Genomic DNA, 21774 nt, shown 5'->3' with positions numbered 1-21774 from the left:
GGCTGGTCGCGCAGTTCCCCGCGCCCCTAAAGGCTGCAGCTCGGCACGCGTCCTCAGGACGCGTGCCGAGCTGTTGTCGTACCACCGCCTCCGCCCCGTACCTCTATTCCCGCCAGCAGCTCAGCCGTGGCCGCCGCGATGACGTCGACGGCGTGTTCGAAGACCTCCTGGTTGTGGGCGGCGGGGGCCCGGAAGCCGGAGACCTTGCGGACGTACTGGAGGGCGGCGGCCCTGATCTCGTCCTCGGTGGCCTCTTCGGGGAGGACGGGCGGGCGGAGGGTCTTGATGCTGCGGCACATACGTCCAGTTTCGCGCGTACGTGGCGATCCGCGCCGCCCGCATGCTGAAAGGGGCGTTCCCTGCGGCCGTACCGGCTGCGATCATGCTCCGCGAAGCGGCCACCTGTTCAGGGGCCGACCGAGGAGAGGCTCGACCAGACATGCAGACGGACACACCCGCAGGCGTACGTCAGGACCCGCTCACCATCGCCGTACTCGGCCCCGGAGGCGTCGGCGGCCTCCTCGCCGCTTTGCTCTCCCGGGCCGGCCACCGTGTGCTCTGCCTGGCCGGTGAGGACACCGCGCGCACGCTCCGCGAGGGCGGGATACGGGTCCGCAGCGGCCGGTTCGGCGAGTTCACGGCACCGGTGGACGCGTCGACCGGCCTGACGGAGACATCAGGCCCCCTCGACGCCGTTCTCGATGCCGTTCTCGTCACCGTCAAGCACACCCACCTCGACGCGGCCCTGGAACGCGTCCCCGCGAAGGCGCTGGGCGACGCCCTGGTCGTACCGTTCCTGAACGGTGTCGAACACCCGGCCGCACTGCGCGCCCGCTACGGCGCCGACCGCGTCGCCCCGGCCGTGATCCGCGTCGAGTCGACCCGTACGGCACCCGGCGTGATCGAACACACGAGCCCCTTCGTGGAGATCGACGTGGCCGGTGACCCCGTACCGCGTGAGCGCCTGGACGCGCTGGCCGCCGCCTTCACGGCCGCCGGACCGGTCACCCGCGTCCTGCCGGACGAGACGGCGGCGCTGTGGGCGAAGATGTCGTTCCTCGCGCCCTTCGCCCTGCTGACCACCCGGTACGGCCTCCCGCTGGGCGAGGTCCGCACCCGCCACCGCGACGAACTGGCCGCCCTGGTCGAGGAGACGGCGGCGGTGAGCCTGGCCTCCGGCGGCCCGTCGGGCGCCGCCGAGGCCCTGGCCCGCTACGACGCCTTCGCCCCGGCCACGAAGTCCTCGATGCAGCGCGACGCCGAGGCGGGCCGGCCGCTGGAGCTGGACGCGATCGGCGGAGCCCTGCTGCGCGCGGCCGAACGGCACGGCGTGGCCGTACCGGTGGCGACTCGGGTGGTGCGGGAGCTGACGGCCGGGGCGCGCTGACCGACCGCCGTCCGCGGGAGGCCGGACACGTTCGAGTGAAGGAGCGGAGGAAGTCCCCGAAGGAACTCGCATCCCAAAATCGAACAGGCGTACCATTACCGCGTGGCGACGACCTATGACTTCCCGAGTGACCTCCTGGCCGGTCAGGAGGAGCTGCATCAGGTCCGGGCCGAGCTGTCGATCCTGCTGAAGCGGCTCCCCTGGTCGGTCGAGCCGCTGGACGGGTTCAGTGACACCGGCGGCTGGCGCAAGGTGGAGCGCCCCGCGTCGCCGGGCTGGACGGCCGACGAACAGGCCGAGGTGGAGAAACTCCGGCGCCGGGAGCACGAGTTGGCGGTGTTCGTGAGCGGCCACCGCTTCTGGGCCGAGGTCACGGGACCGGACCGGGTGGACGCCCGCACCCGGCTGAAGCACGCGCACGAGGACGGCGAGAACAGCGGGGACCGAGGGGCCGGGGACAGCGGTGAGTGACCCTCAGGAAGCAGTCGGGAAGCGGTCAGGGAGTAATCAGGGAGTGGTACGGAAACCTTCCCGCACCCGGTCGAAGACCGGCCGGTAGGTGTCCCACTGCTTCTCGGGCGCCGAGACGTAGATGTCGTACTCCCGGCCGCCCTCCTGCCCGAAGCCGAGGTTGATGGCGTGGAAGACACGCGCCCGGCCCTGGAAGGTGAACTCCCAGATGGCGCCCTTCTGACCCCGGTAGGTCGTGCGCTGCATGTAGAGCTTGCGGTACTTGCCCCCGGGGTAGTTGAGCTTGGTGTTCGCCTCGATGTCCTTGAAGTGCGCGAGGGTGTCGCCCGCGGGGTCCACGATGCCGACGGTGACGCTGGCCAGCCTGGTCTCGTCGATGTAGACCACCGCGCCGGACGTCCGCTTGTTCAGCGTCCAGCCGTCCGGCACCGGGAAGGCGATGCCGAGCGCCTTCTCCGTGACCAGGTGGTAGCCGTCGGGGACGGGCGAGGGCGCGTACGTCGTGGCCGGAGTCGAGGCCGGGCCCGCGTTCGCCGTGCTGTCGGCGCCGGAGGAGTTCACGTAGTAGACGCCGCCCGCCGTGCCCCCGGCGATCAGGACCACCGCGACCGCGCTCCACAGGACGGTCAGGCGCCCGCGCCGGGGCTTCACCGGGGCCGCCTTCCCCGTGCCGGTCCGCCTCCGGGTGCCCCCGGTACGGTCGGGGTCGGGGCCCGGTATCGACATCGGGGCGGACGCCGTCCACGCGCGCGGCTCGGTGTCCGCGGTCACCCCGCGCAGCGCGAGTTCCGTCTCCTCGGCCGAGGGCCGCTCGGCGGGGTCCTTGGCCAGCAGGGCGGTGATCAGCGGCTCCAGCGGTCCGGCCAGCTTCATCGGCTCCACGGGTGCGGTGACGATGGAGTACGCCGTCTCGACCGGCGTGAGCCTGCGGAACGGCGGCCGTCCCTCCACCGCCTGGTAGAGGGTCGCGCCGAGCGCCCAGAGGTCGGAGGCGGGTCCTGGGGTGTCGCCCTGGATGCGCTCCGGTGCCATGTAGTCGATGGAGCCGACGATCTCGCCGGTCCGGGTGAGGGTGGTGGTGCCGGTCGCGGTGGCGATGCCGAAGTCGGTGAGCACGACCCGGCCGCCCTCGGTGAGCAGGACGTTGCCCGGCTTGACGTCGCGGTGGAGTACGCCGGCCTCGTGAGCGGCCCGCAGCGCGCCGACCATGCCCCGGCCGACCCGGGCGGCCTCCTCGGGCGAAACGGTTCCGCCGCTCTTGAGCAGGGCGCCCAGGGTGGTGGAGGGGACGTACTCCATGACGATGCAGGGCAGCCCGTCGTCCTCGACGACGTCATGGACGACGACCACGTTCGGATGCGCGATCCGGGCGGCGCTCTGCGCCTCGCGCCGGGTCCGCTCGTACATCAGGGCCAGCTCGTCGTCGGCGAACCGCGAGTCCTCGTGCAGTCGTTTGAGCGCGACCCGCCGGTTGAGCATCTCGTCGGCGGCGAGCCATACGGTCCCCATGCCGCCCCGGCCGATCTGCTCGGTCAGCCGATACCGCCCGGCGATGAGCCGCCCCTCGTCCGACACGTCCGACACGTCAGCCCTCTCCGGCCTCTCCGATCCCAGCGCAATTGCAGCTCACGATAACCGGCGTGCGTAAGGGGCCGATGCGAAGGTCGCGTTCACCACACGAAGAGGCCCCCGGCGAACCGCCGGGGGCCTCTTACCTGATCCTGCTGTCCAGCCCTGGTGGGCGCGGACGGTTTCGAACCGCCGACATCCGCCTTGTAAGGGCGGCGCTCTACCACTGAGCTACGCGCCCAGGACGAGTCGTCAGCCTACATTGCCCGGGGCACTGCCCACCAAACCCGTATCCGACCCGGAGGTCTTCGGGGGTTTTCCCCCGTACGAATCGGGGAGCGTCCCGGATGCCCCGGCGGGTGACGGATCCGTACGGTCGAAGAGTCGTCGAAGAGTCTCGGCATTCGCCTCTGGGGGAGCAGGACCATGGCCCGATCAGCGTCAGTATCAGCGTTTCCGCGCACCCGTTCCGTCGCCGTCACCGGCGTCGTGGCCGCGCTCGTCCTCACCGCGTCGGCCTGTGCGTCCGCCGGGGACGACAAGGATCCGGAGCGGCGTTCCTTCGCTCTGGAGGGGCGGACGCTCACCGTCGAGTCGAACGAGTCGGCGCTCGACATCGTCGCCGTCGACTCGGGTGAGCCGGGGCGGATCGAGGTGACCCGCTGGTTCCAGGGCTCCGTCACGCTCGGCAAGGATCCCAAGGTGACCTGGTCCATGAAGGACGACCGGCTCAAGCTGCGGGTGAAGTGCTCGGGCGTGGTCGCCGACTGCTCCGCCGAGCACCGCATCGAGGTGCCCGCCGGTGTCTCGGTGGTCGTGCGGAACGACGACGGGAGGGTCACCGCGCGCGGCTTCGAGCAGCCCCTCGACATCCGCTCCGAGGACGGCTCCGTCACCGTCAAGGACTCCACGGGACCGCTGAAGCTGTACACGGACGACGGGGCGATCCGCGCCCTCGGGGTACGTTCCCAGCAGGTGCGGGCGCACTCGGAGGACGGCTCGGTGCGGCTCGAACTCGGCTCCGCGCCCGACCTCGTCGAGGCGAGCAGCGACGACGGCTCGCTCACGATCGAGCTGCCCCGCGAGACGTACCGCGTGACGGCCGACTCGGACGACGGCTCCGTGAAGGTGTCCGTACCGCGCGCCGAGAGCAGTGCCCACGTGGTGTCGGCGAAGACGCAGGACGGGAGCATACGGGTGCGCGTCGCCGGGGAGTGAGCCTCGCCGTGGCCCGGTGCGCACCCCGGAGTACGGCCGGGTACGCGCAGCGCGAACCGACCGGGCCGTGTGTTCGTCCTCTACCGGTGGGAGAATGAACCGGGCAGGGCAGTTCACAGCACGGGAGAGGGATGTGACGGCGACCAATTCTGAGCCGTACACGCCGATTGCGCCGACCGCGTCGCTTGCGCCGCCTGCGTCAGGCACGCACCGGTCGCCCCGTCCCCCGGAACCCTCGGCACCGCGCCGCCCGCCCGCGGCACCCCGCACCGGCGTGCGCGCCGCCGCCCGGGACGCGCTGACGCTCGTACTGCTGCCGTTGCCGCTGCTCCTCGCCCTGCCCGCCTCCTTCGCCGGGGGCGGTACGCGGCGGTGGTTCGGTGGGCGGGCCGAGAGTCAGCGGGCCGAGGCGCAGGCCGCGAAGGACGCCGCCGCCGCTGCCTTCTACGAACTGGACACCGCCCAGCGGGATCTGCGGATCTCGATAGAGACCATCAGGGCCGTCGACGACACCCCCGCCGCCCGGCGTGCCGTCGCCGACTTCGAGGGGCTCGGGCGCCGGATCGACGAGGCCAGCGGCCAGTACATCAACGCCGTGGACGCGCATGATCTCGACCGTGACGATCTGGAGGCCTCGGCCGCCAACCAGGCCCGTGGTGAGCTGACCCGGGCCAAGGAGGAGCTGGGGCGGGTCAAGCAGGACCTGGACCGCTTCGCGGACGGACTCGGGCCGCTGCTCGGCAAGGCGGAGACGCAGCTGGCCCGGCTGGCGCCCTCGGTGGAGCGGGCCCGCCAGTCGCTGCTGGCCGCGTCGAACGCGCTGGACACGGCACGGGGCTCGGGGCTGCGGGCGGACGACCTGGCCGCCAGGCTCGCCGCCCTCGGGCCCGAACTGACGCGCCTCAACCAGGGCGCGGGGCAGCACGGCGTACCGGACACGCTGGAGCGGGCCGACCGGGTCGCGCGTGAGGCGGAGGCGGTGCGGGCGGAGGCGGAGCGGCTGCCCGAGCGGGCGGCGGAGATCGACCACCGGCTGGTGTCGCTGCGGACTCGCGCCGAGGCGCTGACCACCAGGTCGGGGCAGGTGCAGCCGGTGCTGAGCGAGCTGCGGCGGCGGTTCTCGGCGGCGTGCTGGCAGGACCTCCAGCAGGTGCCGGAGCAGGCCACTGACCACGTACGGCAGGCCGAGGCGAGGCTGAAGGAGGCGCAGACGGCGCGGGACGCCCAGCGCTGGCCGGACGCGACGTCACTGCTGTCGACGGCGCGGGCGCTGCTGAACACCACCGACGAGGCGGTGTCGGCGGCCGGGGAGCGGCTGCGGCGGCTGAACGCCGTGCAGAAGGACCCGCAGGGCGAGATCGACCGTACGCGCTTCGCGATCCGGGACGCGCAGCGGCTGGCCATGTCGGGGCGCAACACCCCGGACCCCCGGCACGCCCGTCCGCTGGACGAGTCGGTGGCCCGGCTGGACCGGGCGATCGCCTCGCTGGAGGGCCGGCACCCCGACTACTGGCACTTCCTGACGGAGACGGAGGCCGTGCGGCAGGTGGTCGCCGGTGTGGTGGCCCTCATCCGCGAGGAGCGCGGCATGACCGCCCACTGAGCCACCACCTGCCGCGACCGCCGCCCGGCCCTGGAGGGGGCCGGAGCGGCGGGGGCGGGCCGGTCAGGTGCGGTAGGCGTAGTACCAGGCGTTGGGTTCCGAGGAGATGATGCTCGCCAGCGACCTGCGGTAGGTGTTGGCGGAGTGGTAGGTCAGGTACGGCACGCCCTGGGCGTTGCGGTACGTGACGATCATCGTGTGGTCCTTGGAGCCGTCCCGGTCGAAGTCCATCTGGAGGACGTCACCGACGTCCATCTGGTAGACGTTCGCGAGGCTCTTGGTGCGCTTGGAGTTCTGGGCGAACCAGGACCACTCGTTGACGCCGACGAACGAGTCCGACTGGATCTCGGCGTTGCCGAACCACTTGGTGTAGTCGTACACATAGCCGGGCGCGTGCTTCCAGCCGCCCGCCTTCAGGGACTGGCTGACGAAGTTGGTGCAGTCGCCGCCCGCGCCGTGCCCGTTGAAGTTGGGGTAGTCGGGGTTGTAGGTGCTCCAGTACTTCTCCGCGTACGTCGCCATGGCCTTGTAGTCGTAGGCGCCGCCGGTGAGGGTCTTGGCGTTGGCCGGGGCCGGGCGGGTGAGGGCCGCGCGGGGGGCGTTGGGCATGGTGTCGTCGGCGGCGGCCACGGTCGCGACCATGGCGGAGACGGACGGCTTGGCGGTCGCGTCGGCGGTCGGCTGGTTCACCGCGACACCGGCGGCCGGGTCGGTGTTCCGGATGCCCGTGAGCTGCCAGTCGCCGCGCGCGTCGGCGGTGAACGTCAGCCGGTGGTGGGCCTGGAAGCCGGTGGTCGCCGGTTCGTCGCCGCGGACCTTCTTGTACGTCAGGGTCGTGGTCTCGGTGACCTCGACCTCGGCCTTGCCGCCCTGGAGGCGGGTGCTGTTCAGGGTGACGGCGGTGTCGGCCTTGCCGTACTTCTCGCCGAGTGCGGCGAGCCGGTTCCTGCGGGTCTCCAGCGAGGACAGCGCGGTGCCCTCGCTGCGGGCCAGTGCGGCGGACAGCCGGACGTGACCGGAGAAGCCGTTGGTCAGCGGCTTCTTCCGGGTGCCCTGTCCGCGGTCGACCAGCGCGTCCGTACGGTCGGTGAGGACCGCGTCGGCCAGCCGCTGGAAGGTGGCCCTGGTCCGCTGGTCCACCTGCCGGTCCGCCGCGCTCGCGCTCGCGGCCGGCAGCAGCGTCGCTCCCACGGCGGCCGAGGCAGCCGCCGCGACGACTATGGCGGCGCGTCGGCGCGTACGGCCCATGTTGCTTGACTTCACGAATGTTCCCCTCTTGGCCCGGCGATGGGGGATGCCGGGTCGTGGAATTTTTGCATGCCCTGTGAAGGCCCCGTGAAGGGGGATGCCCTTTGAACTCCCTTTACTCATAAGGAAGTTGACGGACAATCAGGTCAGGACTGTCAGGTCGGGACGATCACTTCACAACGGTCGACCAGTCCGGCGACTGCGCCGGGTCCAGGCCGCGCAGCCGCTCCAGCGTCGCCGGGGTCTGCACGTCGAGCCAGTCGGCGAGTTCCTTGAAGGAGACACACTTGACCTCCGCCTTCGTGCACATGGTCGCGATGACCTCGTCGACGGCCTTCATGTAGATGCCGCCGTTCCAGTCCTCGAAGTGGTTGCCGATGAACAGCGGGGCGCGGCTGCCGTAGTACACGCGGTCGAAGCCGGCCATGTAGGAGTCGACGGTCTCCTGCTGCCACTGCGGGTAGTTGGCCGGGGCGCCGTCGGTCTCGCCGTCGGACTGGTTGTAGAGGAAGTTGAAGTCCATGGAGAGGCCCTGGTAGTCGCCGCCCTCGTAGGGGAGCATCTGCAGCGGGAAGTCCCACATGCCGTTCTTCTTCGCCGGCCAGATCTGGAAGTCACCGGCCGAACTGGCGTCGTAGCGCCAGCCGTAGCTCTCGGCGGCCTTCAGCAGGTTCGCCTGGCCCTCCAGGCAGGGCGCGCGCCCGCCTGTGACCTCTTCCCTGATGTCGAACGGCAGCGGATCGAGGTCGGTGTAGCCGGTGTTGGTCTTCCACTTCTCCACGAAGGAGAAGAACTGGTCGATCTCGCTCTTCCACTCGGCGACGCTCCAGTCGCCGCCGCCCTTCTCGCCGCAGAAGTGGCCGTTGAAGTGGGTGCCGATCTCGTTGCCCGACTCCCAGGCCCTGCCCAGCTGTTCGAGGGTGGTGCGGATGTGGTCGTCGGTGGCGTAGCTGATCGCCGCCGAGCCCTCGGGGTGCTGCGGGGGCTGGTAGAGGTCGGCCTTGTCCTTGGGCAGCAGGTAGATGCCCGTGAGGAAGTACGTCATGTTGGCGTTGTACTTCTCGGACAACTCCAGGTAGTGGGCGAAGAGTTCGTCGTCGCCCGACAGCGCGCCGTCCCAGGAGAAGACGACGAACTGGGGTGGTTTCTCACCGGGCTTGAGCGGCACCGGCTTCAACCGGCCCTGCTGCGGCCCGGTGTAGGAGGTGGAACCGTCCCCGAGGACCTCGGTCCTGCCGTCCCACTGCGGTTCCTGGGTCGCCTTCGCGGAGGCCTTGGTGGTTCCCTCGTGCCCCACGGAGGCCGTCGGCACGGTCCGGTCGGCGCGGACCAGCGTCAGGTATCCGGCGGTCAGGGAGGCGACGGTCAGGGACGCGACGACGAGATACGCCGCGATCCGCGGGCGGTTGCTGACGGGGGGAGGCGTTGCCGGGGCCTTGCGACGGCGGCCCGACGGATGTGTCATGTGCTGCTCATTTCGAGGGGGGTGGGGGCCCCGCCGGTGGTCAGCCGAGCGGTCCCATTGCGCCTGACCAGATGCCGTACGGAACGCTGTCGTCGGCGGTGCCTGCGAGGCCCTTCAGCGGCAGCGGTTCGAGGCTCTTGGCCAGGTCGATGCGGTAGACGACGACGGCCGTGGACACGAACTTGTGCGTGCCGACGTACCAGGAGGCGGTGTCGTCCGAGGTGGTGCCCGCCTTCCCGGTCACCGTCGCGTCGGTGGACGCCGCGGCGGCGGGGTGGGCGGTGCGGAAGGCGTCGGTGAGGGCGGAAGTGACCTCCGCGGCGACGTCGGCGCCGAACGCGCGGGTGGGCCTGGGGGTGTCCAGCGGGACGCCGAGGCCGTTGTGGGTGACCTTGCGGACCGAGTACGGCTCGGTGCGTTTGCCGCCCGCGACGAAGGTCGTGTAGCCGCCGGCCATCCGGATCGCGCTGGGTGTGGAGGTGCCCATCGACAGCGCGGGGACCTGTGCCCCGATGCTGGCGGGCAGCAGCCCGGCGGCCTCGGCGGTCGCACGGACGTTGTCGAGGCCGGTGTCCACGCCGAGCTGCATGAACGGCGTGTTCACCGACAGCTCCAGCGCCCGGCGCAGGGAGATCTGCCCGTAGGAGAGGTCGCCGTCGTTGCTGGCGGCCACCTTCCTGCCGCTGCGGTCCCAGTAGGGGCCCTCGGGGGTGGTCACCGGCACGTCGTCGTTCCCGTCGTACAGGGTCTCCCCCGTTACACGTGTCGCCTCCTCGTCGCGGCTCTTGGTGACACCGTGTTCGAGGCCCGCGGCGTACACGAACGGCAGGAAGGCCGAACCGGCTGGCACGGTGGTCGAGTTGGACTCGTTGTAGCCCTGGGTACGGTGGTCGGGGCCGCCGTAGACCGCGAGGACCCGTCCGTCGGCGGTGACCGAGGCGGCGCCGTAGTGCGCGGTCTTCGCGGCGCTCGGGTCGTCCTGGACGGCCTGCTTGCGGGCCTTGGTCACGGCGTCGGCGAGCTTGCGCTCCCGGGTGCGGTCGAAGGTCGTGTAGACCTGGTAGCCGCCGAGGTCGAAGTCCTTGTCGGAGATCCCGCCGGCCTTCTTGGCGTACTGCGAGGCCACTTCCACCAGGTAGTCGGTCTGTTCGCCGGTGTCGTACAGCGGGTTGCTCTTCAGCGGCTCGGGGAACTCCGTGTACCCGGCCCGCTCGGCCTTGGTCAGTCTGCCGAGGTCGACCATCCGGTCGAGGGTCCAGGCCCAGCGCTCCTCGGCCCGGGCCCGGTTGGCGGCGCTCAGGGTGGGGTCGTAGAGCCCTGCGCCCTTGAGCAGGGAGGCGAGGAACGCGCCCTCGCTCGCGTCGAGTTCGCTGACGTCCTTGCCGTAGTAGGCCTGGGCGGCGCGCTGGATGCCGTAGCAGCCGCGGCCGAACCAGCTGGTGTTGAGGTAGCCCTCCAGGATGTCGTCCTTGCTCATCCGGTTGTCGAGCTTGAGGGCGATCATCGCCTCGGTGAACTTCCGGCTGACCGTCTGCTCCTGGCTGAGGTAGACGTTCTTGACGTACTGCTGGGTGATCGTGGATCCGCCCTGGGTGTCGCCCTGGCCGACGGTACGGAAAAGGGCGCGACTGATGCCCTTGACGGAAATGCCGGAATCACTGTAAAAACTCGCGTTCTCGGCGGCGAGCACCGCCCAGCGGACATCCTCGGGAATCTCGTTCAGCGGCATCGCCTGCCGCTGGACGAAGCCGGTACGGGCCATAGGAGTGCCGTCGGCCCAGAAGTACACATTGTCCTGCTGGGTGGCGTACGTGTTGAGGTCGGCGGGAATGTCGGTGGCCGCGTAGGCGATACCCAGGAGCAGCGCACTCAGCCCCACGGAGGCGAGGACACCGCCCGTCCACTGCCGCCAGGAGGGTATCCAGCGCCGCCAGCCGGTGCGGCCGGGTCGCGGATACTTCGGTGCGGGAAGGGAGAATCTGCGGGTTTTACGAGCCAATCGGGCTTTACGCCTGTTTCCCGGAACGGGTATCCGTAATTGCAGAGTGACGTCCGATTCACCCGGTTCATGAGTCACGACACAGTCCTCCGCACTCCACGAAAACCCCGAATTCCCCGGCCACACGGCTCATCGCGGCGTACACAAATTACCAGCGATCTTCGCAAGGTCTCCACATGGGGAATGAACAAAAGAAGACAGGGCCGAAACCCCGGTCGCCCGGCCCGAGCAAATGGGCATTAACCTGTCCGCATGCCTCGCTACGAGTACCGCTGCCGCACCTGCGGAGACACCTTCGAACTGAGCCGCCCGATGGCCGAGTCGGCCGCGCCCGCGGACTGCCCCTCCGGTCATGGAGACACCGTGAAGCTGCTGTCGACGGTCGCCGTCGGCGGCTCAGCCTCCGCACCGGCCGCCCGCCCGAGCGGCGGGGGCGGCGGGGGCGGTTGCTGCGGCGGGGGCTGCTGCGGCTAGGGACCGCCCGTAGGGGAGGTTCAGGGTCCCTTCAGGTTGGCTTCCCTAGCGTGGCCGTATGACGACAGCCACGCCGGGCGCCCCGCAATGGGTCGCCGACCTCATGGACACGCTGGGCGCCCCCGGCGCGGGTCTCGCCATCGCGCTGGAGAACCTCTTCCCACCGCTGCCGAGCGAGGTCATCCTGCCGCTGGCCGGTTTCGCGGCGAGCACGGGCCAGATGACCCTGCTCGCCGCCCTGCTCTGGACGACAGCGGGCTCGGTGATCGGCGCACTCGCCCTCTACGGCGTCGGCGCCCTGCTCGGCCGCGACCGCACGGTGGCCATCGCCGCCCGGCTGCCGCTGGTCAAGGTGACGGACATCGAGAAGACCGAGGCGTGGTTCCTGCGCCACGGCACGAAGGCGGTGTTCTTCGGCCGCATGATCCCGGTCTTCCGCAGCCTGATCTCCGTCCCCGCGGGCGTGGAACGCATGCCCCTGCCGGTGTTCCTCACCCTCACCACCCTGGGCAGCGCCCTGTGGAACACGGCGTTCGTCTGCGCGGGCTACTCGCTGGGCGACAACTGGACCGAGGTGACGACAGTCGTCTCCGCGTACTCGAAGGTGGTACTGGCAGGAGCGGCGCTGGCCCTGGCCGCCTTCGTAACGGTACGAATCAAACGCCGCTCAGGGGAGCGCCCCAAAGGGGCGCGGGGAACTGCGCGCCAAGCCACGACGGCGCAGCAGCCCCCCGACAACCCCTAACGAGTCTCCCGAAGAAACTCCCGAAGAATCCGCTCCCCCGCAGCAACCCCCCGCTCGGGAAGCGCGGTAACCGTCTCGGCCACGAACTCCGTCTCCGCCAACTCCCCATGCCCAGGCCGCCACCCACGATCCGCGGCAAGCAGCAGATCGGCGTCCAGCAGGGAGTCACCGGCAGCCAGAGTGAGCGTCGCACCGGTACGCCGCGCGACCTCCCTCATCGCCGCACTCTTCGTCAGCGGCTTCGGCACCGCATAGATCTTGCGCCCCTGCAACGACACCGTCCACCCCCGGTTCTCCGCCCACACCGCCAGCTCCTTCACCCACTCCTCGGGCAACAGTTCGCGCTCGACGACGAGATAGGCGAAGAAGTCCTCGGCGATACGGTGCTTGCGCACCCAGAGCGGATCGGCGGTGGCCGCGAGATGGTCGCGGACCTCGTCCAGCGGCGCGCACTCCGCCGCCAGCCGCGCCTGCACACTCGCGTGCCAGTCCAGGTCGGCGACCCCGTCGACGAGGATGTGCCCGCCGTTCGCGCAGATCGCGTACTTCGGTACCGGACCCGGCAGATTGATCCGCTGGTACTGCTTACGGGTCCGGGTGGTCGTCGGCACGAACACGGCCGCGTCCCCGAGTTCGGTGAGCAGCCCGGCGGCGGTCTCCGTCATGTAGGACAGCGGCCGGGCCTCGTGCACCTCGACGCAGAGCAGCCGGGGCGCGCGGGCGTCCGGCATGGTCAGCGCGAGGGCCGCGGCGGAGTAGATGAGCGTACGGTCGAGATCGCTGGCGACGAGCACGGGACTCATACGGACACCGCCTTGCCGTCGGCACCGGTCGCGCCGCGCGTGTACTTGGGGTGGATCAACCCGACGCAGGTGTACGGGAGTTCGGCGACCTCCTCGACAGGTACGCCCCGCTGTTCCGCGAGCAGCCGGACATGGTCGAGGTCGGCGCCCGCCCCGGCCCGGGCCAGGATCTTCCAGGGGACGCGGCGCAGCAGCACCCGGGTGGTCTCGCCGACGCCGGGCTTGACGAGGTTCACGTCGTGGATCTCGTACTCCTCGCTGATGCGCTCGACTGCCGCCCAGCCCTCCCAGGTCGGGCTGCGGTCGGCGGCCAGCAGCTCCTTCACCGCCGTGCCGACGGCGTCCGCGACCTCGGGGAAGCGGGCGGAGACCGCGTCGAGGAAGTCGACCGAGACATCGGCGCCGGCGAGTTCGCGGTAGAACTTGGCACCGTGGAAGTCGCCCGGGCCGACGAGGTCGGCGCGCAGCACGGTCCGTGAAATCAGCCCCGACACGGTGGAGTTGAGGCAGGCGGAGGGGATGAGGAAGTCCTCGCGGGTGCCGTACGTCCGGACACATGAACCCGGGTCGGCGAGGACCGCGATCTCCGGGTCGAAGCCCGTGATGCCGTCGGAGGCCTCGAACTCCTCGATGGCGTCGGCGAGTTCGCGGGTGATGGCGCCCTTGCCGGTCCAGCCGTCGACGAACACGACGTCGGCGGGGTCGTGGTGGGCGGCGAGCCAGCGCAGCGCGTTGGCGTCGATGCCCCGGCCCCGGACGATCGAGACGGCGTAGTGCGGCAGTTCGAGCCCGTGCCGGTGCTGGGCCCAGCGCCGCATCAGCGCACCGACGGGCGTTCCGGCCCGGGCGAGCGACACGAGCACGGGACGCGGCGAGCGCTCCGCGAGCACCAACTCCGTTACGGCGCCCACGGCTTGGGCGATACGGGCGGCGGAGGTATCGAGGGCGGCGCGGAACAGCTCCTGGTACTGGTCGCTGGGCTGGTACTCGACCGGCAGCGACTCGGCGTAGTGCGCGCCGCCCGCCTGGATCGCCTCCTCGCGCTCCTCGGTCGGCGCCTCCAGGCTGACGTCCGAGAGGTCCCGCAGCAGCCAGCCGACCTCGTCCGGTGGGTACGAGGAGAACGCGGGTCCGCGGAGGGGCTCTGGCAGCATGCGGGGCCTTTCGGGTACGTGCGGAAGTGCGGGTACGTAGGAGGGGACGACGGCGAGCACGACGTTCGGCGTGTGCGCGGCGAGCGTGGCCAACAGACCGTCGGGGGCGTGCAGTTCGGGGGTGTCGGCGGTGGAGTCGACGACCACGACGACGGCGTCGAAGCCGGCGCCGGCCACGTTGTAGGCGTAGCGCTCGCCGGGGCCGTCGGCGGGGGTGTCGTGGGCGGGGAAGACGAGGCTGCTGCGGATGGCGTAGCCCGGGTCGTCCACGGCGAGGACGGGTGAGCGGGTGGTTGTCGAGTAGCGGACCTCGACACCCTGCGCGACCTGTTCCAGTTCGAGGGCGAGGCGGAGGGGCGCGTACATCAGCTCTTCGAAACCGAGGACCAGGATGCGGTGGGCGTTTTCGGGGAGGGTTTCGGCGAGGCTTGCGGCCATCGTGGGGAGGGCGGTCTCCAGGCGTATTCGGTGGCCTGGGGTGAAGCCGTGTCTGCCGCCGTCCGGCAGTCGTGCCGGCCAGCGCAGATCGACTCGGGTGGAGCGGTTGTGTGGCGGCTGCGGCGCCGTCGTGGCTTGTCGCGCCCACGCGGCGGTAGCCGCAAATTCAACAGAGCCCCGCGCCCCTGGGTGGGGGGCCTCGAACTCTGCTACCAGCTGCTGGCCCTTCTCCAGGACCCCTTCAGGCAGGCTTACGGTGCCGTTCGCCGCCGCCACCAGGTCTATCTGCGCACCGATCTCGTCGGCGAACTCGTCCAGGCGGGCCACGTCCGCCGGGGCGCGCATGTCGACCAGGGCGACTATGACGTACCGCTCTCGCGGGTAGCGCTCGTGCAGGGCGCGGATGGTGTTGAGGACGGTGTTGCCGGTGGAGAACTCGTCGTCGACCAGGACCAGGGGGCCGGGGCCGGCCAGCAGCGCGGGGTTCTCCGGGAGGAGGAGGTGGGAGGTGGCGTGCGAGTGGGACTCCTCGAAGCCGCCCGCCCGGGCCACGCCCTCGACCGGCCGCCGGGTGGAGTGCAGGTAGGGCGCGAGGCCCACGCCGTCGGCGACGCAGTGGCCGAGCCCGGTGGCCGTCTCGGCGTACCCGAGGACGACCGCGCGCCGGGACTCGTCGGCGCCGAGCAGCTCGCGCACCCGCTCGCCCAGGGCGAAGCCGTGGCCGTAGACGACGGCGGGCGACTGCGGGACGTGCTTGCCGAGCACGTTCGACACCAGCAGGTGCGCCCGCTTGGGGTTGCGCCGCAGGGCCAGTCCGAGCATCTCGCGCAGGTCGTCGCCGCCGACCAGCTCGACCCCGAGCCGCTCGGCGACCCAGGTGCCGGACCAGACCCCGTTGTGCACAGCGTTGTTCATGAGTCCCTAGTGGATGGTGGTTGGGGGGAAGGACGATCGGGTCAGTCGGGGATACCTGCCGTGAGCAGCTCCACGAAGCCGATGTCCTCGTTGGCGACGCCGAAGACCTCGGCGCGCAGCAGCGTCCGCTCGGCCCAGGCGCGGTGCGGCTTCACCTCGTTCATCTTGTTCGTGTACGCCGACCGCAGCACACCTCCGCCGCAGCGCTCGGGCCGCAGGATGTCCTGGGCGTCGCTGAACTCCTCGTGGCTGACCACGGACAGGGCGTGCACGGGCAGTACGTGCGAGGGGTGGATGCAGGTCTTGCCGAGCAGTCCGTTGGCCTGGTCGAGGCTGATCTCGCGGAGCAGCCCGTCCATGGCGTGCTCGATGAGCTTCTCGCGCAGTTCCTCGGCCTGGCCGTCCAGGAAGGGGCTGCGGCGCAGCTGCGGCTTGAACATACGTTCCTGCACCCGGAAGTACTCCCAGACGGGCCCGGTGACGGTGAACCCGGTGCCGTCGGCCCGCCCCAGCATGTTGACGACGTCGGCGATGACGGAGGCGACGACATGGACGTCGTACGCGGTCATGTCGGGGGCTCTGCGCAGGCCGTACGAGGAGCAGAAGTCGGTGACGCCGAGGCGCAGGGCGAGGACGCGGTCGCGGTACTTGTCGACGGCGCGGGAGATGCCCTCCAGGGTCTCTACGCGCGTCTCGCGGTACATCAGCTCGGGGGATTCGAGCACGGGCATGCCGAACAGGCGGTGGCCGCTGGCGGCCTCGGCGTCGGCGAGGGCCTCCAGGAAGGGCATGCCGCGTTCCTCGGTGAACTTCGGCATCACGAAGCCGGAGAGCAGCCGGGCGGCGGGCCCGAGGCGCCGGACGAGGTCGGGGATCTGTTCGGGCGTACGCACCCGGACGAACAGCAGGGGCAGCCCGGTGGCGGCGTCGGGGCGCTCGGCGAGCACACCCAGCTCCCGTACGAGGTTCTCCTCGGCGGCCGGGACCTCCGAGTCGTCGATCGAGTCCTCCAGGCACAGCACCATCGAGACGACACCGCGGGCGACCTGCTTGACGACGGCGTCGGCGAGACGCGGGCGGGTGGCCGGGCTGTACAGGGTCGCGCCCAGGGCCGCGGAGAGCAGCCGGGCCGGGGAGGCGGCGGTGAACTCGCACGGCTCCTGGTGGAACAGACGCTGTCGTACCTCGGGGGCGATGTGCCCGAAATGACGCATGAGACTCCCCTGTGGCGGCTGGACTGCCGGTCGGGTGTTGATCGGATGTGTGCCGGGTGTTTATGGGTGGCCGGTAATAGTACGTAGGGATCCATGTCGAGGGTTCCCACCGGGAATGAAGTTCAGGTAACGCGAACACGCAGAACCGATGCCCCCGCGTTGTCGTGACCAGGACCGAGAGGGCAGGATGACCGCATGACGCACGCGATGCTGAAGGGATCGAACGTCCCGCTCGAAGCCACGACGGTGCGCGCCGTGCTGCGCTGGACGCCCGGGCAGGGGGTTCCGGATGTCGATGCCTCGGCGCTGCTCCTCGGCCCCGACGGTCGTGTGCGCTCCGACGAGGACTTCGTCTTCTACAACCAGCCCCGGCACCCCTCGGGCAAGGTCTGGCGGCTCGGCAAGAAACGGGTGGCCGAGGGTCTGACCGACACGATCCAGACGGATCTGACCGGTGTCGAGTCCGGAGTCGGACAGATTCTGCTGGTCGCCTCGGCGGACGGCGTCGCGTTCGACCGCGTACGCTCCCTGCGCATCCTGCTGTACGACGCCACCGTCGCGGACGGCGAACCGCTGGCGTACTTCGACGTCAAGCCGGAGACGGGCGAGGAGACGGCCCTGATCTGCGGCGAGCTGTACCGCCGCGGCGAGGGCTGGAAGTTCCGCGCGCTGGGCGAGGGCTACTCGAACGGCCTGGAGGGCCTGGCGACGGACTTCGGCATCTCGGTGGAGGACCAGCCCCCCTCGACGGCCCCTTTCCCGGAGGCCACCCCGACAGCGGACCCCTCAGCGGCCACGACGGTCCAGCAGCCCCCGACACTCCCCCCGCAGCCGGCGTACGGCTACCCCCAGCCGGTACCGGTACCCCAGTCCCCGCCGTACCCGGACTTCAGCCTGCCGCCGCAAGGGCCACAGTTCATCGGACGCTGAGGGGAGCGCCCCAAAGGGGCGCGGGGAACTGCGCGAGCAACCACGACGAACCCGCACCCGCCATCGAACAGAACCCCCCGAGTTCAGAGGCGCCCAAGATCACCGCTCAGCCTTGCTCTTGTACCCCCGCCCCCACTGCAACCCCCACCCGTACAACCGATCAAGCTCCGCCTGAAACCCGTAGACGAACTTGACCTCCCGCCGGACGATCAGCTCGTTCTTCACGTTCTCGATCATCACGACCGCACACGACCGCGCCTGCGAGTGCCGCTCGTCAAGGCCTATCTCGATCCGCGGCCCGTTGCTCGGGTAGAGCGTGACGACCGCGTGGGTCCGGTCGAACGCCGGCGTCTGGTCGTAGATGTAGACGAAGACCAGCAACCGCTTGATCTCGTCCCGGTGATCAAGATTGACGTACGCCGTCTCCCCGGACGCCGACCCGAACCGGTCGTCCCCGCTCAGCTTCACGTACGGCGGCGCGTTGGTGTCGCCGAGGAAGCCGCCCAGGGGCTGTACGACGCCCTTGGTGCCGTCCGCCAGCTCGTACAGGATGCCCAGGTCGAGGTCGACGTTCACCATGCTCTGGGTGTGCCCCTGCACTTCCTCGGGCTTCAGGGCCTGGAAGGGGTGCCGCCACAGGCTCTGCCGCTTGGGGCCGCCGATGTCCGACGTACGCATCCGCCAGGACAGGTTGATGCGCAGATGGCCGGTGGCCGCGCCCTGCCTGGTGAGTGAGACCCGCTGGTGCCGTTTGGTCAGCTCGATGGAGTTGCTCGCCGCGCTGCCGGCGTCGAAGTCCGCCTGGCGCCTGCGCCACAGATCTTCCCAGAAACTCATCCCGCCCCCACCTGTCCCGCCCCCGCAATTCCGTCACTCCGCCGCCCGTGAACGCGGCGGGGCGGCTACGAGGACGATTCCTCGTAGCCGCCCCGCTCAGAGCGTTCCCTCACTGCGGAGGTTGTCACACCCCGGACGGGACCTCAGTCTTCTCGTCCGAGCCCGTCGCTTTTCCCTCTGCCGCTGCCAGCGCCTTGTTGCGGCGCACCGAGGACCAGAAGGACCAGGCGATGAGGACGACGCCGACGAGGCCGGTGATGACCTCGTGGATCTCGTACTGGATGGTGATGAGCAGGATGGCGGCGAGGGCGCCGATCGCGTAGTGCGCGCCGTGCTCCAGGTAGACGTAGTCGTCGAGGGTGCCCTGGCGGACCAGGTACACGGTCAGCGAACGGACGTACATCGCGCCGATACCGAGGCCCAGGGCCATCAGCACGATGTCGTTCGTGACGGCGAAGGCGCCGATGACACCGTCGAAGGAGAAGGAGGCGTCGAGGACTTCGAGGTAGAGGAACATGAAGAACGCGGCCTGGCCGGCGAGGACGATGGCCGGCTTCTTCTTGCCGGTGCGCTCGGCCTCTTCCTCCTCCTCGTGCTCTCGCTCCTCCTCTTCTTCGAGTTTGTTCTCGAAGTAGCCGGAGAGTCCGCCGACGATCATGTAGGTGATCAGACCGGCGACACCGGAGATGAGGACCGTCTGTGCCTTGTCGACATGGGCGCCGCCGTGCTGGTGGGCGTTGGTCGCGAAGGTCATGGCGGAGACGAGCAGGACGATCAGCGCGATGCAGACCGCCAGCATGTCGACCTTGCCGAGCTTGGCGAGCGGGCGTTCCAGCCAGCCGAGCCACTTGATGTCACGGTCCTCGAAGATGAAGTCGAGGAAGATCATCAGCAGGAACATGCCACCGAAGGCGGCGATCGCCGGGTGGGCGTCGGTGACCAGTTCCTGGTAGTGGTCCTTGTTGTTGAGCGCGAGGTCGACCGCGTCGATGGGACCGATCTTGGCGCTGATGGCCACGATCACGACCGGGAAGACGAGCCGCATACCGAAGACGGCGATGAGGACACCGATGGTGAGGAAGATCTTCTGCCAGAAGGCACTCATCTTCTTCAGGATTCCGGCGTTGACCACCGCGTTGTCGAAGGACAGCGAGATTTCGAGGATGGAGAGGATCGCCACGACACCGAAGCCGGTCCACCCCCCGTAGAAGACCGCCGCGACCAGGCCGAGCGCGGTGACCGCGAACGACCAGCCGAAGGTTTTCAGAATCACTGGCTACCCAATCGTGTGTTTACGGGTCTCCCCCGCTGCCGTACTCGGCTTTACGAAACGTTGACTCCGAAGTCTAGAGCGATGCCCCTCAGACCCGACGCGTACCCCTGTCCTACTGCACGGAACTTCCACTCGCCCTGGTAGCGGTACAGCTCGCCGAAGATCATCGCGGTCTCGGTCCCCGCGTCCTCGCTCAGGTCGTAGCGCGCCAGTTCCTGGCCGTCGGCCTGGTTGACGACCCGGATGAAGGCGTTGCTGACCTGGCCGAAGGTCTGGCCGCGGTTGTCCGCGTCATGGATGGAGACGGGGAAGATGATCTTGTCGCAGGCGGCCGGCACCTTGGAGAGGTCGACGATCAGCGACTCGTCGTCGCCCTCGCCCTCACCGGTGAGGTTGTCGCCGGTGTGCTCGACCGAGCCGTCGGGGCTGGTGAGCTGGTTGTAGAAGATGAACCACTCGTCGCCGAGGACCCGACCGCCGCCGCACAGCAGCGCGCTGGCGTCGAGGTCGAACGGAGCGCCGGTGGTGGAACGCGCGTCCCAGCCGAGCCCGACCAACACCTGGGTGAGGTTCGGTGCGGCTTTGGAGAGGGAGACATTGCCCCCCTTGGCAAGTGTGACGCCCATGCTGCTGGTCCTCCCCGAGGTGAAGCCTGGTCATGCCGAAGATCGTGGTCGTACTGAAGATCGTGGTGTTACCGGAGATCGCGGTCGTACCGGACATCGTGGAACCGAGCGCGTCCGGCGCCGCACCGGGAGATGCGACGCCGGACCTCGGAGCCGGAGGACGTCCGGCTCAGACGTTCACCCCGAAGTCCTGCGCGATGCCGCGCAGGCCCGACGCGTACCCCTGGCCGATGGCGCGGAACTTCCACTCCGCGCCGTGCCGGTACAGCTCGCCGAAGACCATGGCGGTCTCCGTCGAGGCGTCCTCGGAGAGGTCGTAGCGCGCCAGTTCGGCCTCGCCGGCCTGGTTCACGACGCGGATGAACGCGTTGCGGACCTGGCCGAAGGACTGCTGGCGGTTCTCGGCGTCGTAGATCGAGACCGGGAACACGATCTTGTCGATGTCGGCGGGGACCGCCGCGAGGTTGACCTTGATCTGCTCGTCGTCACCCTCGCCCTCACCGGTGGTGTTGTCACCGGTGTGCTCGACCGAGCCGTCCGGGCTCTTGAGGTTGTTGAAGAACACGAAGTTGGCGTCGCTGCTGACCTTGCCGTCCGCGCCCGTCAGGATCGCGGAGGCGTCGAGGTCGAAGTCGGTGCCGGTGGTGGTACGGATGTCCCACCCCAGACCGACGATGACCGCGGTGAGACCCGGGGCCTCCTTCGTCAGCGATACGTTGCCGCCCTTGCTGAGGCTGACTCCCACGAGTCCTCCATTGGTGTCTCGTCTGCCGCCGGGGGCGGTGTGCCCCGTCGTGCGCCGTTATCGGATCAACGTGCAGATCCTAGTGACGGGTTCCCGCCCCTCGCAGGGCTTGGACCCGAAGAATCACAGGGTGTCGAGTGCCTTCACGTACTCGTTCAGGTCGCGCGCGTCGGGCAGGCCGTTGACGACGGTCCACCGCACGACACCCTCCTTGTCGATGACGAAGGTCCCGCGCACCGCGCAACCCTTGTCCTCGTCGAAGACGCCGTACGCGCGCGAAATGTTGCCGTGCGGCCAGAAGTCGGACAGCAGGGGGTATTCGAGGCCCTCCTGCTCGCCGAAGACGCGCAGGGTGTGGATGGAGTCGTTGGAGACCGCGAGCAGCTGGGTGTCGCGGTCGGCGAACCTCGGCAGGTTGTCGCGCAGGGCGCACAGCTCGCCGGTGCAGACGCCGGTGAAGGCGAAGGGGTAGAAGAGCAGCACCACGTTCTTCGCGCCGCGGAAGTCCGAGAGCCGCACGGTGGCGCCGTGGTTGTCCTTGAGCTCGAAGTCCGGGGCCTTGTCGCCGACCTCGATCGCCATGATTCCTGCATCCCTTCGGTGGGCTGTTCGGGTGAGGACACCCTAGTGACCACCGATCGCGGGAGGCCCGTTCAGGGC

At 69.7% G+C, this 21774-nt stretch carries 20 protein-coding genes and 1 tRNA gene; 7 read left to right on the top strand and 14 right to left on the bottom strand.

Features of this window, described 5'->3' with window-relative positions:
* Nucleotides 1-53 precede the first annotated feature (53 nt).
* Complete coding sequence (locus CW359_RS20615) at nt 54-299, bottom strand: DUF2277 domain-containing protein (RefSeq protein ID WP_105971480.1); 246 nt, start codon at nt 297-299, stop codon at nt 54-56.
* A gap of 140 nt (nt 300-439) precedes the next feature.
* Between CW359_RS20615 and CW359_RS20610 the strand changes: the two genes are divergently transcribed.
* Nucleotides 440-1387 (top strand): ketopantoate reductase family protein, encoded by a 948-nt coding sequence (locus CW359_RS20610; protein ID WP_105971478.1) that lies wholly within the window; start codon nt 440-442, stop codon nt 1385-1387.
* Nucleotides 1388-1489: 102 nt separating this feature from the next.
* Nucleotides 1490-1858: a hypothetical protein gene (locus CW359_RS20605; RefSeq protein ID WP_105971476.1), complete on the top strand. Its 369-nt coding sequence runs from the start codon at nt 1490-1492 to the stop codon at nt 1856-1858.
* Nucleotides 1859-1894: 36 nt separating this feature from the next.
* On the opposite strand, the gene CW359_RS20600 is transcribed toward CW359_RS20605, so the two are convergent.
* Nucleotides 1895-3433, bottom strand: a complete 1539-nt coding sequence (locus CW359_RS20600; protein ID WP_105971584.1) for a serine/threonine-protein kinase — start codon at nt 3431-3433, stop codon at nt 1895-1897.
* Nucleotides 3434-3593: 160 nt separating this feature from the next.
* A tRNA-Val gene (locus tag CW359_RS20595) sits at nt 3594-3668 on the bottom strand.
* A 185-nt stretch (nt 3669-3853) separates the two neighbouring features.
* Between CW359_RS20595 and CW359_RS20590 the strand changes: the two genes are divergently transcribed.
* Complete coding sequence (locus tag CW359_RS20590; RefSeq protein ID WP_105971475.1) at nt 3854-4645, top strand: DUF4097 family beta strand repeat-containing protein; 792 nt, start codon at nt 3854-3856, stop codon at nt 4643-4645.
* Nucleotides 4646-4778: 133 nt separating this feature from the next.
* Complete coding sequence (locus CW359_RS20585) at nt 4779-6248, top strand: hypothetical protein (protein WP_105971473.1); 1470 nt, start codon at nt 4779-4781, stop codon at nt 6246-6248.
* Between the two features lie 63 nt (nt 6249-6311).
* On the opposite strand, the gene CW359_RS20580 is transcribed toward CW359_RS20585, so the two are convergent.
* The 3 genes from CW359_RS20580 to CW359_RS20570 all read right to left on the bottom strand — a co-directional run bounded on the left by CW359_RS20580 (nt 6312) and on the right by CW359_RS20570 (nt 10960).
* The gene (locus CW359_RS20580; RefSeq protein WP_232838488.1) at nt 6312-7511 is read right to left on the bottom strand and encodes an amidase domain-containing protein; all 1200 of its coding nucleotides are present in this window, start codon (nt 7509-7511) and stop codon (nt 6312-6314) included.
* 154 nt (nt 7512-7665) lie between these two features.
* Nucleotides 7666-8961 (bottom strand): polysaccharide deacetylase family protein, encoded by a 1296-nt coding sequence (locus CW359_RS20575; RefSeq protein WP_105971470.1) that lies wholly within the window; start codon nt 8959-8961, stop codon nt 7666-7668.
* A 40-nt stretch (nt 8962-9001) separates the two neighbouring features.
* Entirely contained in the window at nt 9002-10960 is a 1959-nt protein-coding gene (locus tag CW359_RS20570) for a transglycosylase domain-containing protein (RefSeq protein ID WP_232838487.1), read from the bottom strand.
* 252 nt (nt 10961-11212) lie between these two features.
* On the opposite strand from CW359_RS20570, the gene CW359_RS20565 reads away from it, so the two are divergent.
* Both CW359_RS20565 and CW359_RS20560 read left to right on the top strand, forming a co-directional pair.
* Entirely contained in the window at nt 11213-11434 is a 222-nt protein-coding gene (locus CW359_RS20565) for an FmdB family zinc ribbon protein (RefSeq protein WP_105971467.1), read from the top strand.
* Between the two features lie 58 nt (nt 11435-11492).
* Complete coding sequence (locus tag CW359_RS20560; RefSeq protein ID WP_105971465.1) at nt 11493-12179, top strand: DedA family protein; 687 nt, start codon at nt 11493-11495, stop codon at nt 12177-12179.
* On the opposite strand, the gene CW359_RS20555 is transcribed toward CW359_RS20560, so the two are convergent.
* The 3 genes from CW359_RS20555 to CW359_RS20545 are packed head-to-tail and all read right to left on the bottom strand — an operon-like array spanning nt 12176 to nt 16703.
* Nucleotides 12176-12982 carry an HAD family hydrolase gene (locus CW359_RS20555; protein ID WP_105971464.1) on the bottom strand — a complete coding sequence of 269 codons (807 nt, stop codon included), beginning with the start codon at nt 12980-12982 and terminating at the stop codon, nt 12176-12178. The two genes, CW359_RS20560 and CW359_RS20555, sit on opposite strands and share 4 nt — an antisense overlap.
* On the bottom strand, nt 12979-15489 hold the full coding sequence (locus CW359_RS20550; RefSeq protein WP_105971463.1) for a phosphoribosyltransferase: 2511 nt from the start codon (nt 15487-15489) through the stop codon (nt 12979-12981). The genes CW359_RS20555 and CW359_RS20550 overlap by 4 nt, the downstream gene beginning before the upstream one ends.
* A 41-nt stretch (nt 15490-15530) precedes the next feature.
* Nucleotides 15531-16703 (bottom strand): HpcH/HpaI aldolase/citrate lyase family protein, encoded by a 1173-nt coding sequence (locus CW359_RS20545; protein WP_105971461.1) that lies wholly within the window; start codon nt 16701-16703, stop codon nt 15531-15533.
* Between the two features lie 195 nt (nt 16704-16898).
* On the opposite strand from CW359_RS20545, the gene CW359_RS20540 reads away from it, so the two are divergent.
* A complete protein-coding gene (locus CW359_RS20540) occupies nt 16899-17633 on the top strand; it encodes a TerD family protein (protein WP_105971459.1) in 735 nt (244 codons plus the stop codon).
* Between the two features lie 99 nt (nt 17634-17732).
* Here the strand turns inward: CW359_RS20540 and CW359_RS20535 are convergent, their stop codons facing one another.
* From CW359_RS20535 to CW359_RS20515, 5 genes are all read right to left on the bottom strand, one after another.
* The gene (locus tag CW359_RS20535; RefSeq protein ID WP_105971458.1) at nt 17733-18470 is read right to left on the bottom strand and encodes a TerD family protein; all 738 of its coding nucleotides are present in this window, start codon (nt 18468-18470) and stop codon (nt 17733-17735) included.
* Nucleotides 18471-18594: 124 nt separating this feature from the next.
* Nucleotides 18595-19743, bottom strand: a complete 1149-nt coding sequence (locus CW359_RS20530) for a DUF475 domain-containing protein (RefSeq protein WP_105971456.1) — start codon at nt 19741-19743, stop codon at nt 18595-18597.
* Between the two features lie 50 nt (nt 19744-19793).
* Nucleotides 19794-20369: a TerD family protein gene (locus CW359_RS20525; protein ID WP_105971455.1), complete on the bottom strand. Its 576-nt coding sequence runs from the start codon at nt 20367-20369 to the stop codon at nt 19794-19796.
* A gap of 169 nt (nt 20370-20538) precedes the next feature.
* The gene (locus CW359_RS20520; RefSeq protein ID WP_105971453.1) at nt 20539-21114 is read right to left on the bottom strand and encodes a TerD family protein; all 576 of its coding nucleotides are present in this window, start codon (nt 21112-21114) and stop codon (nt 20539-20541) included.
* Nucleotides 21115-21237: 123 nt separating this feature from the next.
* Entirely contained in the window at nt 21238-21696 is a 459-nt protein-coding gene (locus CW359_RS20515) for a peroxiredoxin (protein ID WP_105971452.1), read from the bottom strand.
* Nucleotides 21697-21774 lie beyond the last annotated feature (78 nt).

The sequence above is a fragment of the Streptomyces geranii genome, from assembly GCF_002954775.1.
Classification (GTDB): domain Bacteria; phylum Actinomycetota; class Actinomycetes; order Streptomycetales; family Streptomycetaceae; genus Streptomyces; species Streptomyces geranii.
The sequence above is the reverse complement of the archived record's forward strand: the minus strand, read 5'-3'. Positions and strand labels throughout refer to the sequence as shown.

Excerpts from the sequence above, each read along its gene's own strand:
- CW359_RS20615 (WP_105971480.1), bottom strand. The coding sequence starts at position 299 with ATGTGCCGCAGCATCAAGACCCTCCGCCCGCCCGTCCTCCCCGAAGAG.
- CW359_RS20610 (WP_105971478.1), top strand. The coding sequence starts at position 440 with ATGCAGACGGACACACCCGCAGGCGTACGTCAGGACCCGCTCACCATC.
- CW359_RS20590 (WP_105971475.1), top strand. The coding sequence starts at position 3,854 with ATGGCCCGATCAGCGTCAGTATCAGCGTTTCCGCGCACCCGTTCCGTC.
- CW359_RS20575 (WP_105971470.1), bottom strand. The coding sequence starts at position 8,961 with ATGACACATCCGTCGGGCCGCCGTCGCAAGGCCCCGGCAACGCCTCCC.
- CW359_RS20565 (WP_105971467.1), top strand. The coding sequence starts at position 11,213 with ATGCCTCGCTACGAGTACCGCTGCCGCACCTGCGGAGACACCTTCGAA.
- CW359_RS20560 (WP_105971465.1), top strand. The coding sequence starts at position 11,493 with ATGACGACAGCCACGCCGGGCGCCCCGCAATGGGTCGCCGACCTCATG.
- CW359_RS20555 (WP_105971464.1), bottom strand. The coding sequence starts at position 12,982 with ATGAGTCCCGTGCTCGTCGCCAGCGATCTCGACCGTACGCTCATCTAC.
- CW359_RS20550 (WP_105971463.1), bottom strand. The coding sequence starts at position 15,489 with ATGAACAACGCTGTGCACAACGGGGTCTGGTCCGGCACCTGGGTCGCC.
- CW359_RS20545 (WP_105971461.1), bottom strand. The coding sequence starts at position 16,703 with ATGCGTCATTTCGGGCACATCGCCCCCGAGGTACGACAGCGTCTGTTC.
- CW359_RS20540 (WP_105971459.1), top strand. The coding sequence starts at position 16,899 with ATGACGCACGCGATGCTGAAGGGATCGAACGTCCCGCTCGAAGCCACG.
- CW359_RS20535 (WP_105971458.1), bottom strand. The coding sequence starts at position 18,470 with ATGAGTTTCTGGGAAGATCTGTGGCGCAGGCGCCAGGCGGACTTCGAC.
- CW359_RS20525 (WP_105971455.1), bottom strand. The coding sequence starts at position 20,369 with ATGGGCGTCACACTTGCCAAGGGGGGCAATGTCTCCCTCTCCAAAGCC.
- CW359_RS20515 (WP_105971452.1), bottom strand. The coding sequence starts at position 21,696 with ATGGCGATCGAGGTCGGCGACAAGGCCCCGGACTTCGAGCTCAAGGAC.